General features: G+C 72.5%; 15 protein-coding genes and 1 tRNA gene. 8 read left to right on the top strand and 8 right to left on the bottom strand.

Features of this window, described 5'->3' with window-relative positions; all coding sequences use genetic code 11:
* Nucleotides 1-249: 249 nt before the first annotated feature.
* From ABZ565_RS30720 to ABZ565_RS30710, 3 genes are read left to right on the top strand one after another with little or no spacing between them, the layout of a single operon-like run.
* Nucleotides 250-1,146: an FAD binding domain-containing protein gene (locus ABZ565_RS30720; RefSeq protein WP_361034052.1), complete on the top strand. Its 897-nt coding sequence runs from the start codon at nt 250-252 to the stop codon at nt 1,144-1,146.
* The gene (locus ABZ565_RS30715) at nt 1,143-2,639 is read left to right on the top strand and encodes a (2Fe-2S)-binding protein (protein ID WP_361034049.1); all 1,497 of its coding nucleotides are present in this window, start codon (nt 1,143-1,145) and stop codon (nt 2,637-2,639) included. The genes ABZ565_RS30720 and ABZ565_RS30715 overlap by 4 nt, the downstream gene beginning before the upstream one ends.
* Nucleotides 2,636-4,972 carry a xanthine dehydrogenase family protein molybdopterin-binding subunit gene (locus ABZ565_RS30710; protein ID WP_361034046.1) on the top strand — a complete coding sequence of 779 codons (2,337 nt, stop codon included), beginning with the start codon at nt 2,636-2,638 and terminating at the stop codon, nt 4,970-4,972. The genes ABZ565_RS30715 and ABZ565_RS30710 overlap by 4 nt, the downstream gene beginning before the upstream one ends.
* 53 nt (nt 4,973-5,025) lie before the next feature.
* Here ABZ565_RS30710 and ABZ565_RS30705 read toward each other — a convergent pair.
* Nucleotides 5,026-5,100, bottom strand: a tRNA-Cys gene (locus ABZ565_RS30705).
* A 183-nt stretch (nt 5,101-5,283) separates the two neighbouring features.
* Between ABZ565_RS30705 and ABZ565_RS30700 the strand changes: the two genes are divergently transcribed.
* The 4 genes from ABZ565_RS30700 to ABZ565_RS30685 all read left to right on the top strand — a co-directional run bounded on the left by ABZ565_RS30700 (nt 5,284) and on the right by ABZ565_RS30685 (nt 10,703).
* On the top strand, nt 5,284-6,747 hold the full coding sequence (locus ABZ565_RS30700; RefSeq protein WP_361034043.1) for an MFS transporter: 1,464 nt from the start codon (nt 5,284-5,286) through the stop codon (nt 6,745-6,747).
* A 191-nt stretch (nt 6,748-6,938) separates the two neighbouring features.
* Nucleotides 6,939-8,720, top strand: coding sequence for a DEAD/DEAH box helicase (locus ABZ565_RS30695; RefSeq protein WP_073964968.1), 1,782 nt, complete (start codon nt 6,939-6,941; stop codon nt 8,718-8,720).
* A 446-nt stretch (nt 8,721-9,166) separates the two neighbouring features.
* Entirely contained in the window at nt 9,167-9,808 is a 642-nt protein-coding gene (locus tag ABZ565_RS30690) for a helix-turn-helix domain-containing protein (RefSeq protein WP_361034040.1), read from the top strand.
* A 121-nt stretch (nt 9,809-9,929) separates the two neighbouring features.
* Complete coding sequence (locus ABZ565_RS30685) at nt 9,930-10,703, top strand: S16 family serine protease (protein ID WP_361034037.1); 774 nt, start codon at nt 9,930-9,932, stop codon at nt 10,701-10,703.
* Nucleotides 10,704-10,714: 11 nt separating this feature from the next.
* On the opposite strand, the gene ABZ565_RS30680 is transcribed toward ABZ565_RS30685, so the two are convergent.
* The 7 genes from ABZ565_RS30680 to ABZ565_RS30650 form a co-directional block, all read right to left on the bottom strand.
* Nucleotides 10,715-10,915 carry a hypothetical protein gene (locus ABZ565_RS30680; RefSeq protein WP_361034034.1) on the bottom strand — a complete coding sequence of 67 codons (201 nt, stop codon included), beginning with the start codon at nt 10,913-10,915 and terminating at the stop codon, nt 10,715-10,717.
* Between the two features lie 14 nt (nt 10,916-10,929).
* Complete coding sequence (locus ABZ565_RS30675; protein WP_361034031.1) at nt 10,930-11,535, bottom strand: winged helix-turn-helix domain-containing protein; 606 nt, start codon at nt 11,533-11,535, stop codon at nt 10,930-10,932.
* Between the two features lie 78 nt (nt 11,536-11,613).
* Nucleotides 11,614-12,579 carry a glycine betaine ABC transporter substrate-binding protein gene (locus ABZ565_RS30670; RefSeq protein ID WP_361034139.1) on the bottom strand — a complete coding sequence of 322 codons (966 nt, stop codon included), beginning with the start codon at nt 12,577-12,579 and terminating at the stop codon, nt 11,614-11,616.
* Between the two features lie 11 nt (nt 12,580-12,590).
* On the bottom strand, nt 12,591-13,475 hold the full coding sequence (locus tag ABZ565_RS30665) for an ABC transporter permease (RefSeq protein WP_361034028.1): 885 nt from the start codon (nt 13,473-13,475) through the stop codon (nt 12,591-12,593).
* The gene (locus ABZ565_RS30660) at nt 13,472-14,728 is read right to left on the bottom strand and encodes a betaine/proline/choline family ABC transporter ATP-binding protein (RefSeq protein WP_361034025.1); all 1,257 of its coding nucleotides are present in this window, start codon (nt 14,726-14,728) and stop codon (nt 13,472-13,474) included. Before ABZ565_RS30660 ends, ABZ565_RS30665 begins: the two co-directional genes overlap by 4 nt.
* Entirely contained in the window at nt 14,721-15,368 is a 648-nt protein-coding gene (locus ABZ565_RS30655; protein ID WP_018100766.1) for an ABC transporter permease, read from the bottom strand. The genes ABZ565_RS30660 and ABZ565_RS30655 overlap by 8 nt, the downstream gene beginning before the upstream one ends.
* 14 nt (nt 15,369-15,382) lie before the next feature.
* A complete protein-coding gene (locus tag ABZ565_RS30650) occupies nt 15,383-15,856 on the bottom strand; it encodes an Lrp/AsnC family transcriptional regulator (RefSeq protein WP_330315234.1) in 474 nt (157 codons plus the stop codon).
* A 130-nt stretch (nt 15,857-15,986) separates the two neighbouring features.
* On the opposite strand from ABZ565_RS30650, the gene hppD reads away from it, so the two are divergent.
* Complete coding sequence (gene hppD / locus ABZ565_RS30645) at nt 15,987-17,132, top strand: 4-hydroxyphenylpyruvate dioxygenase (protein ID WP_361034021.1); 1,146 nt, start codon at nt 15,987-15,989, stop codon at nt 17,130-17,132.
* Nucleotides 17,133-17,240 lie beyond the last annotated feature (108 nt).

Here is a 17,240-nt window from a genome sequence, read left to right as displayed (position 1 = left end):
CGTTCGGAGGGGCGCCGCACCGGCAACGGAGAAAGCCGTACGGAGATGCGTAAGACCGGCAAAGGGTGCTCACCGGCGAACCGGCGCGAAAACGGGACCATTACCCTGGTCGTGGACGGATACACCCTTCGCGGACCTGCGCGTCGGGCCGGTCCGAAGATGTGCCAGAGTTGCCACGTCCGGGCTTCGAGCACGTACCGTACGGCGAAACAGGCGGGAGCGCCGGGACACCGGGAAGGGGCAGCTGGGTTGACCACGCACGCACCGCAGGCGACGCAGTCCGTAACGCTGCCTGCCTCGCTGGACGAGGCGGTGGCGGCACTCGGCGCCATGCCGGCCGCCGTCCCCGTGGCAGGCGGCACGGACCTGATGTCGGCCGTCAACAAGGGGCTCCTGCGCCCCTCCGGTCTGGTCGGACTCGGCCGGATCAGCGAGCTGCGCGGCTGGCACTACCAGGACGGGCACGCCCTGCTGGGCGCCGGCCTGACCCACGCCCGCATGGGGCGGCCCGACTTCGCCGCCCTGATCCCCGCGCTCGCCGCCTCCGCCCGCGCCGCGGGCCCCCCGCAGATCCGCAACGCCGGCACGCTCGGCGGCAACATCGCGACCGCCGCCCCGACCGGGGACGCGCTGCCGGTGCTCGCCGCCCTGGAGGCCGAGCTCGTCATCGCCGGACCCGGCGGAGCCCGCCGCGAGATCCCCGTCTCCCACCTGCTGGCCGGCCGCGAGATGCTGGAGCCCGCCGAGCTGATCGGCTTCGTCCGGGTGCCCCTGCTGCACGCCCCGCAGGTGTTCCTCAAGGCCACCGGCCGCACCGGCCCCGGCCGCGCCACCGCCTCCGTCGCGATCGTCCTCGACCCGGCCAGGCGCGGAGTGCGCTGCGCGGTCGGTGCCATCGCGCCGATGCCGCTGCGCCCGCTGGAGGCGGAGCGCTGGATCGCCTCGCTGATCGACTGGGACGGGGCGCGCGGCCTCGCACCCGACGCTCTGGCCGCCTTCGGCGAGTACGTCGCGGCCGCCTGCATCCCGGACCCCGAACCACCCGCCGACGGGGGAGAGGCGCCACCGCTGTCCCCCGCCGTACTGCACCTGCGGCGCACCGTCGCCGCGCTCGCCCGACGCGCGCTGGGGAGGGCACTGTCGTGAGCAAGGAGAACCCCGCCGAGCAGCACGGGGGCTGGCAGCCGACCCCGCAGGGCGACTACGACGGCGACGCGACGGCCTTCGTCCAGCTGCCGCCGGAGGACCTGGCGGACATCCCGCTGGCGGCGCCCGGCCACGGCTACACCCCGCCGATGATCCTGCCGCTGACCCCGGCCGCCGGCCTCGACCCGGCGGCCACCGGCAACTGGACCGCCCGGACGCCGGACCAGCAGCCCGCGCCGGACGCGGTGCACTGGCCCGACCCGAACCAGCAGTCCGGCTACGGCTACCCGTACCCGGAGGCCGAGCAGCACACCGGCTCGTACCAGGAGCCGTACGGTACGGACCCGGCCGCCACGGGCCAGTGGCCGGTGGACACCTCGTCCTGGCCGGCCCCGGCCGCCGCGCTCTCGGACGACTCAGGCGAGCTGTACACCCCGCCCCCCGCCGCCGACTGGTACGCGGACCGCCCGGCCACGCTGCCGGGGGGCGCACCGGCGCCCTGGGCGGTGCCGGACGCGGCCGAGGCCGCGGAGCCGGAGGCGCCGGCGGGTGACCCCGCCGATGCCGCGGCCGACGCACGGACGGGCGCCCCGGCCGACGGGCCGTCGGGAGCCCCGGGCGACACCCTGGCCGGAGGCCCCGCCGACACGCGGACCGGCGTCCCCGCCGAGAGCGCTCCCGAGGCGGCGGAGCCCGCCGAAGCCGAGCAGCCCGAGCCGGAGGCCGACGCCCTCGCGGACGCGCCCGGCGCGGTCCCGGACCCCGTCGCGGACGCGCCCGCCGCCGAGCCGGCCGCGGACGCGGTGCCGGGCCCGGAGGAACCCGGGGCGGAGGACGCCGCCGCCCTGCCCGTGGGGGGCCCGGAGGCCCCGGCCCCGGAGGGGCCCCCGTCGCCCAGCGAGCACCCCGCCGCCTCGTACACGCTGCACGTCAACGGCGTCGACCGGCCCGTCACGGACGCCTGGATCGGCGAGTCCCTGCTCTACGTGCTGCGCGAACGCCTCGGCCTCGCGGGCGCCAAGGACGGCTGCTCGCAGGGCGAGTGCGGGGCGTGCAACGTCCAGGTGGACGGCCGGCTCGTCGCCTCCTGCCTGGTCCCCGCCGCCACGACCGCCGGCAGCGAGGTCCGTACGGTCGAGGGCCTGGCCGTCGACGGCGAACCGTCCGACGTGCAGCGGGCGCTGGCGGACTGCGGCGCCGTCCAGTGCGGCTTCTGCATCCCCGGCATGGCGATGACCGTCCACGACCTCCTGGAGGGCAACCACCGCCCCAGCGAGCTGGAGACCCGGCGCGCGCTGTGCGGCAACCTCTGCCGCTGCTCCGGCTACCGGGGCGTCCTGGACGCGGTCAACGAGGTCATCGCGGGCCGCGAGGCCGCCGCCGAGGCCGAGGAGGCCGGGTCCGGCGAGCCGCAGGAGCCCCGCATCCCGCACCAGGCGGCACCGGGCGCCGGTAGTGTGCAGGCCCACCAGCAGGACGGAGGCATGGCGTGAGCAACGACGCGGCCGGCGCCACCCCCACGACGATCAGCATCCCGTCGCCGGCCGGACCGGGCGGACCCGAGGCCGAGCAGCCGCGGCTCGGCATCGGCGCCTCGCTGCCGCCGGCCGACGCCCGCGCCAAGACCGAGGGCACCTTCCCGTACGCCGCCGACCTGTGGGCCGAGGGCCTGCTCTGGGCGGCCGTCCTGCGCTCCCCGCACGCGCACGCCCGCATCGTCTCCATCGACACCTCGGCCGCCGTCGAGATGCCCGGGGTGCGCGCGGTCGTCACCCACGAGGACGTCCCGGGCGAGGCCCTGTACGGCCGCAAGGTCGTGGACCGCCCCGTTTTCGCCTCCGACCTGGTCCGCCACCACGGCGAGCCGATCGCCGCCGTCGCCGCCGACCACCCCGACACCGCCCGGCTCGCCGCCGCCGCGATCGCCGTCGAGTACGAGGTGCTGGACCCGGTCACCGACCCGGAGAAGGCGTTCGAGGCCGAGCCCCTGCACCCCGACGGCAACCTCATCCGCCACATCCCGCTGCGCTACGGCGACCCGGAGGCGGCCGGCGAGGTCGTCGTGGACGGGCTGTACCGCATCGGACGCCAGGACCCCGCCCCGATCGGCGCGGAGGCCGGGCTCGCCGTGCCCCGCCCGGACGGCGGCGTCGAGTTGTACACCGCGTCCACGGACCCGCACACCGACCGCGACCTGGCCGCCGCCTGCTTCGGCCTCGAACCGGAGCGGGTCAAGGTCGTCGTCACCGGCGTCCCCGGCGCGACCGGCGACCGCGAGGACCCCGCGTTCCAGCTGCCGCTGGGCCTGCTCGCCCTGCGCACCGGCTGCCCGGTCAAGCTGGCCGCCACCCGTGAGGAGTCCTTCCTCGGCCACGCCCACCGACACCCGACCCTGCTGCGCTACCGCCACCACGCGGACGCGGAGGGGCGCCTGGTCAAGGTGGAGGCCCAGATCCTGCTGGACGCGGGCGCCTACGCGGACGCGTCATCGGAGTCGCTGGCCGCCGCGGTCGCCTTCGCCTGCGGCCCGTACGTCGTCCCGCACGCCTTCATCGAGGGCTGGGCCGTCCGTACGAACAACCCGCCCTCCGGCCATGTCCGGGGCGAGGGCGCGATGCAGGTCTGCGCCGCCTACGAGGGCCAGATGGACAAGCTGGCCGCGAAGCTGGGGATCGACCCGGCCGAGCTGCGCATGCGCAACGTGCTGGCCACCGGCGACATCCTGCCGACCGGGCAGACCGTGACCTGCCCCGCGCCCGTCGCCGAACTGCTCACCGCCGTCCGGGACCACCCGCTGCCCGCCCTGCCCAAGGACGCCCCGGAGGACGACTGGCTGCTGCCGGGCGGCCCCGAGGGCGCGGGCGAACCGGGCGCGGTGCGGCGCGGCGTCGGGTACGCGCTGGGCATGGTCCACATGCTCGGCGCGGAGGGCGCCGACGAGGTGTCCACGGCCACGGTCCGGGTCCACGACTCGGTCGCCACCGTCATCTGCGCGGCCGTCGAGACGGGCCAGGGCTTCTCCACGCTGGCCCGGCAGGTCGTCCAGGAGACCCTGGGCGTCGAGGAGGTGCACGTCGCCTCCGTCGACACCGACCAGCCCCCGGCGGGCGCGGCCACGCACGGCCGCCACACCTGGGTCTCCGCCGGAGCGGTCGAACGCGCCGCGAAGATGGTCCGCACCCAGCTCCTCCAGCCCCTGGCGCACAAGTTCGGGATGTCCACGGAGCTGCTCCAGATCGCGGACGGCAAGATCACCTCGTACGACGGGGTGCTCTCCACGACCGTGTCGGAGGCGCTGGACGGCAAGGAGCTGTGGGCCACCGCCCAGTGCCGCCCGCACCCCACCGAGCCGCTCGACGAGTCCGGGCAGGGCGACGCCTTCGTGGGCATGGCCTTCTGCGCGGTCCGCGCGGTGGTGGACGTCGACATCGAACTGGGCTCGGTCCGGGTGGTCGAGATGGCCGTCGCCCAGGACGTCGGCCGCGTCCTCAACCCGTCCCAGCTGGCGACCCGCATCGAGGCGGGCGTCACCCAGGGCATCGGCGCCGCCCTCACCGAGAACCTCCGCACCGCCCGCGGCCTGGTCCGCCACCCGGACCTCACCGGTTACGCCCTGCCGACCTCGCTGGACGCGCCGGAGATCCGCATCGTGAAGCTGGTCGAGGAGCGGGACGTGGTCGCCCCGTTCGGCGCGAAGCCCGCATCGGCGGTCCCGGTCGTGACCTCCCCGGCCGCGGTGGCGGCGGCGGTCCGCGCGGCGACCGGCCGCCCGGTCAACCGCCTCCCGATCCGCCCCCAGGCGGCGGTCGCGGCACCGAAGGGCTGAGACGCCCCGCACACGGAAACCGCCCGCCCCCGAAGCGGGGGGCGGGCGGTGCGTGGAGACCGTGACCGGATTCGAACCGGTGTAACTCGAGTTGCAGTCGAGCCCCTGAGCCTCTCGGGCACACGGTCCTGCGTGGTGTCGCTGTACCGACCGTAGGACCGGGCGGAAGGGCGTTCAAGGGTTCCGGTGACCGTGCAACGCGACTGCCACACGCCGTTCACGTTCGCCGCGGCGGGCCTAGGTCCAACGGCCGAGGGCAGGGCCGACCACCGACAGGGTTCATCAGGTGTTTCGCCCCTTACCCTTGGCTCATGACCGCCCTGGAACCGCGCGACGCCGATGTCCCGCGCCTCATCGAAGACGTCGACGCCCCGGCCCCGGCCGGGCCCGTGCTGCCGGAGGGCATTCTCGGGCGGACGTACCGGGCGCTCAGCATCGGCATCGTCTCCGTGGTGTTCCTGATCGCCTTCGAGGCCACCGCCGTCGGGACCGCGATGCCGGTCGCCGCGCGTGAGCTGCACGGCATCCCGCTGTACGCGTACGCGTTCTCGGCGTACTTCACCACCAGCCTCTTCGCCATGGTGCTGTCCGGGCAGTGGGCGGACCGGCGCGGACCGCTCGCTCCGCTGGCCGCCGGGATCAGCGCCTTCGCGGCGGGGCTCCTGCTGTCCGGGACCGCGGGCTCCATGTGGATGTTCATCGCGGGCCGCGCCGTGCAGGGACTCGGCGGCGGGCTGGTGATCGTCGCGCTGTACGTGGTGATCAGCCGCGCCTACCCGGAGCACCTCCGGCCGGCGATCCTGGCCGCGTTCGCCGCGAGCTGGGTGATCCCGTCGGTCGTCGGGCCGCTCGCCGCCGGAAGCGTCACCGAGCACCTGGGCTGGCGCTGGGTCTTCATCGGCATCCCGGTCCTGATCGTCTTCCCCCTCGCGCTCGCGCTGCCCGAGATCCGGCGCATGGCGTCAGGACCGGCGGACCCGGAGGCGCCGGTGGAGGCGTACGACCGCCGGCGCATCGCCCTCGCGCTGGGCATCTCGCTGGGCGCCGGGCTGCTCCAGTACGCCGGCCAGGAGCGGAACTGGTTCTCGCTGCTGCCGGCCGCCGCCGGTGCCGCGCTGCTCGTCCCCGCGATCCGGGGCCTGCTGCCCGGGGGCACGTGGCGCGCGGCGCGCGGGCTGCCCGCGGTGGTGCTGCTGCGCGGGGTCGCTGCCGGGTCCTTCATCGCCGCCGAATCGTTCGTCCCGCTGATGCTGGTCACCCAGCGCGGCATGTCCCCGACCCTCGCGGGCCTTTCCCTGGCGGCAGGCGGCGGCACCTGGGCACTGGGCTCGTACGTGCAGTCCCGGCCCCGCCTCGAACCGCACCGCGAGCCCCTGATGGTCGGCGCCATGGTCCTGGTCGCCCTCTCCATCGCGGCGGCCCCGGCCGTGCTGATCACCTCCGTGCCGGTCTGGACCGTGGCCGTCGCCTGGGCGTTCGGCTGTTTCGGCATGGGGGTGGTGATCGCCTCCACCAGCGTGCTGCTCCTGAAGCTGTCCGCCCCCGAGGAGGCCGGCGCCAACTCGGCCGCCCTCCAGATCTCCGACGGCCTCTCGAACGTCCTCCTGCTCGCCGCGGGCGGCGCCGCCTTCGCGGCCCTGGGCGGCGGCACGATGGACGCCACGGAGACGGCCGCCTCCACCTCCCACCCGGCCGCCTTCGCGGTCGTCTTCTTCCCGATGGCGGTGGTGGCCCTGGCGGGGGCGTGGGTGGCGGGGCGAGTGCGGGAGCGGTGAGCGGGGCGCCGGCCCGGCGCCGTGGGGCAGCCGTTGTGTGAGAGCCGTCGCACTTCCGTGTGGGGCGGCGCGGAACGCGGCGGTGCGGGGCAGCCGCCCCGGTAGGGTGGCCCGGTTGTCGTATCGCGTGCGGAGCCGGTCCGGCCCGCGCGGACAGCGCCCACGTACCCGAGAGACCCGAACCGGAGACCGTGACTACTACCGCCTCCCACCACCTCTCACCCGCCTTCCCCGGCCGCGCCCCCTGGGGCACGGCCGGAAAGCTGCGAGCCTGGCAGCAGGGCGCCATGGAGAAGTACATCCAGGAGCAGCCGCGCGACTTCCTCGCCGTCGCCACCCCCGGCGCCGGGAAGACCACTTTCGCGCTGACCCTCGCGTCCTGGCTGCTGCACCACCACGTCGTGCAGCAGGTCACCGTCGTCGCGCCCACCGAGCACCTGAAGAAACAGTGGGCCGAGGCGGCCGCCCGGATAGGGATCAAGCTGGACCCCGACTACAGCGCCGGTCCGCTGAGCAAGGAGTACCACGGGGTCGCCGTCACCTACGCGGGCGTCGGCGTCCGCCCGATGCTGCACCGCAACCGGTGCGAGCAGCGCAAGACCCTGGTCATCCTGGACGAGATCCACCACGCCGGCGACTCCAAGTCCTGGGGCGAGGCGTGCCAGGAGGCGTTCGATCCCGCGACCCGGCGGCTCGCGCTCACCGGCACGCCCTTCCGGTCGGACACCAACCCGATCCCGTTCGTCGTGTACGAGGAGGGCAACGACGGCATCCGGCGCTCCTCCGCCGACTACACCTACGGCTACGGCAACGCCCTGGCCGACGGCGTCGTGCGCCCCGTGATCTTCCTCAGCTACAGCGGCAACATGCGCTGGCGCACCAAGGCGGGCGACGAGATCGCGGCCCGGCTCGGCGAGCCGATGACCAAGGACGCCATCGGGCAGGCGTGGCGCACCGCCCTGTCGCCCACCGGCGACTGGATCCCCAATGTGCTGAGCGCCGCCGACAAGCGCCTCACCGAGGTCCGCAAGGGCATCCCGGACGCGGGCGGGCTCGTCATCGCCACGGACCAGGAGTCGGCCCGCGCGTACGCCAAGATCCTGAAGAAGGTCACCGGCGAGTCGGCCACCGTCGTGCTCTCCGACGAGAAGGCCGCCTCGAAGAAGATCGACAAGTTCAGCCAGGACGACTCACGCTGGATGGTCGCCGTCCGCATGGTGTCCGAGGGCGTCGACGTGCCGCGCCTGGCCGTCGGGGTGTACGCGACCACCATCTCGACCCCGCTCTTCTTCGCCCAGGCCGTCGGCCGCTTCGTACGCTCCCGCCGGCGCGGCGAGACCGCGTCCGTCTTCGTCCCCACCATCCCGATGCTCCTCGAGTTCGCCAACGAGATGGAGGTCGAGCGGGACCACGTCCTCGACAAGCCCAAGAAGGGCAGCGACGAGGAGAACCCGTTCGCCGAGGAGGACAAGCTCCTCGCCGACGCGGAGAAACTGGAGGACGAGGAGACCGAGGAGCAGCTGCCCTTCGAGGCCCTGGAGTCCGACGCGGTCTTCGACCGGGTGCTCTACGACGGCGCCGAGTTCGGCATGCAGGCGCACCCCGGCAGCGAGGAGGAGCAGGACTACCTCGGCATCCCCGGGCTCCTCGAACCCGACCAGGTCCAGCTGCTGCTCCAGAAGCGGCAGACCCGGCAGATCGCGCACAGCCGGCAGAAGCCCGCCTCCGAGGCCGACCTCCTGGAGAAGCCCGCCCAGGACCGCCCGGTCGTTACGCACAAGCAACTCCTCGGCCTGCGCAAGCAGTTGAACACCATGGTCTCCGCCTACACCCACCAGAGCGGCAAGCCGCACGGCGTCATCCACACCGAGCTGCGCCGGGTCTGCGGCGGACCGCCGAGCGCGGAGGCCACCGCCGGACAGATCGAGCAGCGGATCAAGAAGGTCCAGGAGTGGGCCACCCGCATGCGCTGACCCGCATGCGCCGGCCCGCGTACGGCCCAACAGGCCCCGGAACCCCCGCACAAGGGTCCCGGGGCCTTGTCGATCAATGAATCGGCCGAAAAAAATTTTTACGGTGAGTTAACCGTGGTTCACCTCCCGTCTACGGAGCGTCGCCGGAGAGTCGCCCGACCTGGACGCGCGTAGATCCGCGGTGAACCGCTCGCGCGCCGCTGACCGGCACTTATGCTCGTACGCCGCAACCGGGTTTTCGAGGGCGACCGGATTCTGGACGAGGGCTTCCGCTGAGCGGACTCCCTCGCTACTGTCCAAAAAATGTGAACGCCCCGTGGCAGTGTGGCCGCGGAGCGCAGCCGGTGCCTTGGCCAGGCCGGCGGCCTCTCCGTGCGTCGCCCCGGGACGGGTGGCGCACATCCCACGGGACAGCCGCGGCCGCTCACCACGGAGGAGAGGGCGTCGTGACCGCGGAGACCTCCCAGACGCTCGACAGGGGACTGCGTGTCCTCAAACTGCTCGCCGACACCGACCACGGCCTGACGGTCACCGAGTTGTCCAACAAACTCGGCGTCAACCGCACCGTGGTCTACCGTCTGCTCGCCACGCTGGAGCAACACGCCCTGATCCGCCGCGACTTGGGCGGCCGGGCGCGGGTCGGACTCGGCGTCCTGCGCCTGGGCCGCCAGGTCCACCCCCTGGTCCGGGAGGCGGCGCTTCCGGCGCTGCGCTCGCTGGCCGAGGACATCGGGGCCACCGCCCACCTCACCCTGGTCGACGGCTCCGACGCGCTGGCGGTCGCGGTCGTCGAACCGACCTGGACCGACTACCACGTCGCCTACCGGGCGGGCTTCCGCCACCCGCTGGACCGGGGCGCCGCCGGCCGGGCGATCCTCGCCGCCCGCCAGAAGCCGGTGGGCGAGACCGCCTTCACCCTCACCCACGGCGAACTCGAAGCGGGTGCGAGCGGTGCGGCGGCGGCGCTCATGGGCGTGACCGGGGTCGAGGGAAGCGTCGGCGTCGTCATGCTGGCGGACTGCGTCCCCGAGCGGGTGGGCCCACGGGTGGTGGACGCGGCCCGCGAGGTGGCGGACGCCCTTCGCTGACGGGCCCGGTGCGCCCCGGCGGACCCAGCCCGTCCGGCGTTCGAGGACGGAACCGGTTGGCCGGGGTCCGACGCCCTCGGTGGCCCGAAGCGGCGGGCGGGCCGCACGTTAGATTGGACCGGTGTCCACACAGCGCCTCGCCCTCGCCGCCCTCCCCGTAGTCGCCCTCCTGGGCGTAGCCGCCTTCGCGCCGCTGCCGTTCACGCTGGCGCAGCCCGGGACGACCGCGGACGTGCTCGGTGACGACCACGGCACTCCGGTGATCAGTATCGAGGGCACGCCCACCCGGCCCACCAAGGGCGAGCTGCGGATGACGACGATCGTGGCGACGGGCCCCAAGGCGGACGTCGGCATCAAGGACGTCGTGGACAGCTGGTTCCGTACGGACCGGGCCGTGCTGCCCCGTGACTCCGTCTACCCGACGGGCGGCTCCGAGAAGGAGATCGAGAAGCACAACCTGGACGACATGGCGGAGTCCCAGGACGCCGCCGTCGACGCCGCGCTCAACTTTCTGGGCCGCAAGCCCGGCTCGGTCGACGTCACCCTGCACCTGGCGGACATCGGAGGCCCCAGCGCCGGACTCTTCTTCGCCCTCGGCATCGTGGACAAGCTGGACGGCGACGGCTCGGGCGGCGACCTCACCGGCGGCCGCACCGTCGCGGGCACGGGCACGATCGACGCGGACGGAGAGGTCGGCGCGGTCGGCGGGGTCTCGCTCAAGACGCAGGCGGCCCGGCGGGACGGGGCGACCGTCTTCCTCGTACCGAAGGCGGAGTGCTCCGAGGCGAAGTCCGAGCTGCCGAAGGGGCTGCGGCTGATCCCGGTCACGACGCTGAAGAACGCGGTGAACTCACTGCGGGCCCTGGACCACGGCGGCACGGTCCCCAGCTGCTGAGCTCCGGGACGCTAGGCGGGACGCGGGGCGCGGGCCGGACGGCCGGCGCCCGCGGGGAGGATGCGCAGGCCCATCCCGACGATGGTCCACCCCAGCCTGCTCCGCAGCTTCCGGCGCAGGGCGGCGCGGCGGGCGACGCGGAGGTCGCGGACGTGGAGGCGCATCTCGGGGGAGTGGACGCGGTACGGGGCGAGGTAGGTCTCGGGGTCCATGGCGGTCGGTCCCTTCAGTCGGTGCGGCGTGGGAAGACGTGCAGATGGGTGCGGACGACGGCGGAGCCCTCCGTGCCCTCGGGCACGCGGCCGCGGTAGCTGTTGATCAGTTCGCTGACCTTCTCGGCGAGTTCGAGGGAGAGCTCGGGCGTGAGCCGGACCTTGTAGTCGCGGATGCCGGAGCCCTCGTACCACTCGCGGGGCCACTCGTGCATCGTCCCGAGCCAGGTGCTCAGCTCCTGCGCGTGCATGGTGGCGACCTCGTGCAGGACGACGCCCATGGCACCCCGGACCTCGGGGTCGGCGTGATGCATGAGCTCGGAGTCGAAGGCGGTGCCGGCATGCGCGGCCCGCCACCAGCGTTCGCGGCCCTTGCCGCGCGACGGGTCGTCCTCGACGAACCCGTACGTGGCCAGCTGGCGCAGGTGGTAACTGGTGGCTCCGCTCGACTCGCCGAGCCGTTCGGCGAGGCCGGAGGCGGTGGCGGGGCCGTGCTCCCGCAGCGCGCTGAGCAGCCGCAGCCGCAGCGGGTGGGCGAGGCCGCGCAGGGCGCGGGCGTCGATCTGGAGGAGATCGGGGTCCGTCGCGCTGCGGTCGTCGTTCGGTTCGGTGGGTGCCATGGCTCCACCGTAAAAGAGCAAAGCATCCTTTGCAACGGGTCTTTGCAAAGAATCTTTGTAACTCTTCGCTCCCTGCTCTCAGCCCTCCTTGATGAACCCCTCCTCGATCAGCCAGTCCTTCGCCACGTCGTGCGGGTCCTGGCCGTCCACGTCCACCCTGGCGTTCAGGTCCTGGGCGACCTCCGTGTTCAGGCGCTTGCTGAGCGGGTCCAGCAGGCCCGCGATCTCCGGGTACTTCTCCAGCGTCGGCGTGTGCACCACGGGCGCCGCGTTGTAGTTGGGGAAGAAGTGCTTGTTGTCCTCCAGCACCTCCAGGTTCATCGCCTTGATGCGGCCGTCGGTGGTGAAGACCTCGCCGAGCAGGCAGGAGTCGGACTTGGAGACCTGGGTGTAGATGATGCCCGCGTCCATCTTCTTGATGTTGGACGCCGGCAGGGACATCCCGTACGCCTTCTCCATGCCGGGCAGCCCGTCGTCGCGCGAGGCGAACTCGTTCTCGACGCAGACCGTCACCGCCGACGGGTTCTTCTTCGCCAGGGCCGCCACGTCGGAGAGCGTCTTCAGGTGGTACCTGGCGTTGTTCTTGGCGCTGATGGCGAGCGCGTACGTGTTGTTGAGGGTGGACGGCCGCAGCCAGGTGACCCCGTTCTTCAGGTCCGCGTCGCGCACCGCCTTCCACTGCTCCATCGGGTCGGTGATCGGCTTCGCGTGCCCGAGGTACGTGATCCAGCCGGTGCCCGTGTACTCGTACTCGGCGTCCGCGTCGCCCTGGATGACCGCCTCGCGGGCGCTGATCGAGCTCGGCAGGTTCGTCCTGTCCAGGACCTCCGCCCCGGCCGCCTTGAAGATCAGCCCGATCATCTGGCCCAGGATGATGTTCTCGCTGAAGTTCTTCGAGGTGACGGTCAGCGACGCACCGTCCAGCGGCTGCCCCTGCCCGACCGAACCGGGCACCACGTCGTCCACCATCGGCGACCCGCTCTTCAGCCCGCACCCGGCCAGCACCAGGGAGAGCGCGGCCCCGCCCGCCAGGGCCGTACGCATCCGTCGCGTCCTCATCGCCCCACCTCCAGGCCGCGCGGGGTCAGCGCCACCTCGGCCAGCGAGGCCAGCCAGTCCACCAGGAGCGCCAGCACCACCGTCAGGACCGAGCCGAGCACCAGAACCGGCATGCGCTGGGTCTGGATGCCCGAGGTGATCAGGTCGCCCAGCCCGCCGCCGCCCCCGAAGGTCGCCAGGGTCGCCGTGCCCACGTTCAGGACGAGCGCGGTCCGGACCCCTGCCAGGATCAGCGGCACGGCGAGGGGGAGTTCGACCTTGGTCAGGGTGCCCATCGCCGACATGCCGATGCCCCGCGCGGCCTCCACCATGTTCGGCTCGATCGCCTTGAGACCGGCGACCGTGTTGGACAGCACCGGCAGCACCGCGTAGATCACCATGCCGGTGATGGCGGTGGACGGGCCGATGCCGAGCCAGATCACCAGCAGCGCCAGCAGACCGATCGCCGGGGTCGCCTGCCCGATGTTGGCGATCGCCGTCACCACGGGCGCCGCCTTGGTCAGGCCGCGCCGGGTCAGCGCGATGCCCAGCGGAATGGCGATGATCAGCACCCAGAACGTGGAGATCGCGGTCAGCCTCACATGCTGCCACCAGCGCACCTCGACCGTGTCCCCGGCGATCGAGTTCTCCGCGATCGAGTCCAGGTGCACGTTCTCGATCCAGACGTACGTGAGGACCAGCACGACCGCGAGGACCGCCGGGAGCACCACCAGCTTCTGCCAGGTGATCCGCCGCGCCGGCTTCCTCGCCTGCGGGGCGGGCCGCTGCTCCTCCTCTTCCGCCTCCTCGTCGCGGAAGGCGTGCCCCTTCACCTCGTGCTCGCCCGGCGGCCGGTCGCGGCCCGGTGCGCGGGAGGAGCCGGAGGGGGAGTCGGGGGTCATGCGCCCGCACCGCCCTCCAGCTCCTCGGCGGTCTGGTGGACCCGCAGCTCCTCCAGGTCGTGCTGGTGCTCGATGGCGGCGAGCCGGTCCGCCTCCAGGAGCTCGTGCACCGAGTTCATCAGGGTGTGCATGTCCACGACCCCGGTGAACTCGCCGCGCCGCCCGGTCACCGCGACCCGCCCGCCGCTGTCGGTGAGCACCGCCTCCAGCGCGTCGTGCAGCGTCGCGTCCCGGGTCACCGTGTCGTGGACCAGCTGCCCGGCGCGCGCCAGGGAGCCCCGGGCCCGCATCAGGTCGCCGCGCCGCAGCCACTTGTAGGGGCGGTTGCGTCGGTCCAGCATCAGCAGCTCGTTGTGCGAGCCGCTGCGCAGCTTGTTGAAGATCGACTGGAGCGGGTCGTCCACGGTCACGGTCGGGAAGTCGGCGATCTCCACCTCGCGCACCCGGGTCAGGTTGAGCCGCTTCAGCGCCGCGCCCGCGCCGACGAAACCGGAGACGAAGTCGTCCGTCGGGTTGGTGAGGATGGCCTCCGGGGTGTCGAACTGCGCGATGTGCGAGCGCTCGCGCAGCACGGCGATCCGGTCGCCCAGCTTGATCGCCTCGTCGAAGTCGTGGGTGACGAAGACGATCGTCTTGTGCAGCTCGTGCTGGAGCCGGATCAGCTCGTCCTGGAGGTGGTCGCGGGTGATCGGGTCCACCGCGCCGAACGGCTCGTCCATCAGCAGCACCGGCGGGTCGGCGGCCAGCGCCCGGGCCACGCCCACGCGTTGCTGCTGCCCGCCGGAGAGGGCACGTGGATAGCGGCCGTGGAACTCGCGCGGGTCGAGCCCGACCAGGTCCAGCATCTCCTCGACCCGGTCCTTCACCCGGGACTTGGACCAGCCCACCATCTTCGGCACCAGGGCGATGTTCTCGGCGACCGTCATGTGGGGGAAGAGCCCGGAGGACTGGATCGCGTACCCGATCTTCCGGCGCAGCTTCACCGGGTCGATGTCGGTGACGTCCTCGTCGTCGATCCGGATCCGGCCCGAGGTGGGCTCGATCAGCCGGTTGATCATCTTCAGCGTGGTGGACTTCCCGCAGCCGGACGGGCCCACGAAGATGACGGTCTCGCCGGCCTTGATCTCCATGGAGACGTTCTCCACGGCGGGGTTCGGGTTGCCCGGGTAGCGCTTGGACAGGTTCTCCAGCTGGATGGCGGCGCCGGAGGTGGCCACCGGCTCCGGCACGGTCTCGGTCGCGGTCTCAGACACGGATCCCCCTCGGGATGGTGAGCCGGCCCAGCAGGACGTACGCGGCGTCGAACAGCAGGGCGAGGATGACGATGCCGAGGGTGCCCGCGAGCACCTGGTTGATCGCGTTGGCGCTGCCCAGCGAGGCGATGCCCCGGAAGATCTCGTTGCCGAGGCCGGGCCCGGAGGCGTACGCGGCGATGGCGGCGATCCCCATCAGCATCTGCGTGGAGACCCGGATGCCGGTCAGGATCGGCGGCCAGGCCAGCGGCAGCTCCACCTTGAACAGCCGGGCGGTCCGCGACATCCCGATGCCCTTCGCCGCGTCCACCAGGGCGGGGTCGACACCGCGCAGGCCCACGATCGCGTTGCGGACGACGGGGAGCAGCCCGTACAGCGTCAGCGTGATCACCGTGGGCGCGACGCCCAGGCCGACCAGCGGGATGAGCAGGCCGATGGCGGCCAGGGACGGGATGGTGAGCACGGTCGCCGTCGAGGTGATCGCCACCGAGGAGCCCCAGCCGCTGCGGTAGCTGACGACCCCGATCAGGACACCGAGCACGGTGGCGATGACCATGCACTGGAAGACCGCGCTGACGTGCTGGAAGGCGTCGGTGAGCAACTGCTGATGACGGTTGGCCACGTACTCCCAGAAGCTCACCCGTCCTCCTCGGCTCAGTCGGTGTCCCGCGCCGCCTGTTCCACGAGCGGGATGACGCGCAGCGGTACGGGGTTCTCCATGACGATGGCCGTGGAGGCCCGGACGATGCCATCAAATCCGACAACCCGGTCGATCACCCGCTGGAGATCCGCGTTGGACCGGGCCACGAGCCGGCACAGCATGTCCCCGTGCCCGGTGGTGGTGTGCAGCTCCAGCACCTCCGGTACGCCGCTCAAGTGCGCCCGTACGTCGGCGCCTTGGCCCTGTTTGATCTCCAGCGTCGCGAACGCGGTGACCGGATAGCCGAGGGCCGCCGGATCGACGTCCGGGCCGAAACCGCGGATGACGCCATTGGACTGAAGGCGGTCCAGCCGCGCCTGCACCGTCCCGCGTGCCACGCCCAGCCTGCGCGACGCCTCCAGGACCCCGATCCTGGGTTCACGCGCGAGCAGCACGATGAGCCGCCCGTCGAGTCGGTCGATCGCCATGCCCCGGCCTCCGTCGGTGTGATGGGCACCATGCACAGATGTACCGGCCATCATGGCCAACCGGTGTACAGGTTGACCAGTGAACATGCGAACTGTTGCGCACCTTGCGGAGTGGCGGGAACCTCTGGGCATGACAGAGACGATGCACAGCACCCCCGAGACGTCCCGGCAGGCCGACCCCTTCCCCGTCAAGGGGATGGACGCCGTCGTCTTCGCCGTCGGCAACGCCAAGCAGGCCGCGCACTACTACTCGACGGCCTTCGGCATGAAGCTGGTGGCCTACTCCGGCCCCGAGACCGGCAGCCGCGAGACCGCCAGCTACGTGCTGACCAGCGGCTCCGCCCGCTTCGTCCTCACCTCCGTCGTGAAGGCGTCCACCGACTGGGGCCACTTCCTGGAGGACCACGTCGCGGCCCACGGTGACGGCGTGATCGACCTCGCCATCGAGGTCCCGGACGCCCGCAAGGCGTACGCCTACGCCGTCGAGCACGGCGCCACCGGCATCGAGGAGCCGTACGAGACGAAGGACGAGCACGGCACCGTCGTGCGCGCCGCCATCGCCACGTACGGCAAGACCCGCCACACCCTCGTCGAGCGCTCCGGCTACGACGGCCCGTACCTGCCCGGCTACGTCGCCGCCGACCCGATCGTCGAGCCGCCGGCCAAGCGCTTCTTCCAGGCCATCGACCACTGCGTGGGCAACGTCGAACTCGGCCGGATGAACGAGTGGGTCGCGTTCTACAACAAGGTCATGGGCTTCACGAACATGAAGGAGTTCGTGGGCGACGACATCGCCACCGAGTACTCCGCGCTCATGTCCAAGGTCGTCGCCGACGGCACGCTCAAGGTCAAGTTCCCGATCAACGAGCCGGCCATCGCGAAGAAGAAGTCGCAGATCGACGAGTACCTGGAGTTCTACGGCGCCGCCGGCGTCCAGCACATGGCGCTCGCGACGAACGACATCGTCGCCTCCGTGAAGGCGATGCGCGCCGCCGGTGTGCAGTTCCTCAACACCCCGGACTCCTACTACGACACGCTCGGCGAGTGGGCCGGCGAGACCCGCGTGCCGGTCGAGACCCTGCGCGAGCTGAAGATCCTCGTGGACCGCGACGAGGACGGCTACCTGCTGCAGATCTTCACCAAGCCGGTCCAGGACCGCCCGACCGTCTTCTTCGAGATGATCGAGCGCCACGGCTCCATGGGCTTCGGCAAGGGCAACTTCAAGGCCCTGTTCGAGGCGATCGAGCGCGAGCAGGAGAAGCGCGGCAACCTCTGACGCGTCAGGCATGAGTGAGGGGCGGGCCGCTCGGCGGCCCCGCTTCCCGCAGGGCGTCCAGCACGTCGAACGCGGCCCGGCTGACGCCGTGGCGCGCAGGGCCCGGCC

This window comes from Streptomyces sp. NPDC016469 (genome assembly GCF_040632905.1).
Lineage (GTDB): Bacteria > Actinomycetota > Actinomycetes > Streptomycetales > Streptomycetaceae > Streptomyces.
The sequence above is the reverse complement of the archived record's forward strand: the minus strand, read 5'-3'. Positions and strand labels throughout refer to the sequence as shown.

Excerpts from the sequence above, each read along its gene's own strand:
- ABZ565_RS30700 (WP_361034043.1), top strand. The coding sequence starts at position 5,284 with ATGACCGCCCTGGAACCGCGCGACGCCGATGTCCCGCGCCTCATCGAA.
- ABZ565_RS30680 (WP_361034034.1), bottom strand. The coding sequence starts at position 10,915 with ATGGACCCCGAGACCTACCTCGCCCCGTACCGCGTCCACTCCCCCGAG.
- ABZ565_RS30675 (WP_361034031.1), bottom strand. The coding sequence starts at position 11,535 with ATGGCACCCACCGAACCGAACGACGACCGCAGCGCGACGGACCCCGAT.
- ABZ565_RS30670 (WP_361034139.1), bottom strand. The coding sequence starts at position 12,579 with ATGCGTACGGCCCTGGCGGGCGGGGCCGCGCTCTCCCTGGTGCTGGCC.
- ABZ565_RS30665 (WP_361034028.1), bottom strand. The coding sequence starts at position 13,475 with ATGACCCCCGACTCCCCCTCCGGCTCCTCCCGCGCACCGGGCCGCGAC.
- ABZ565_RS30650 (WP_330315234.1), bottom strand. The coding sequence starts at position 15,856 with ATGGCGATCGACCGACTCGACGGGCGGCTCATCGTGCTGCTCGCGCGT.
- hppD (WP_361034021.1), top strand. The coding sequence starts at position 15,987 with ATGACAGAGACGATGCACAGCACCCCCGAGACGTCCCGGCAGGCCGAC.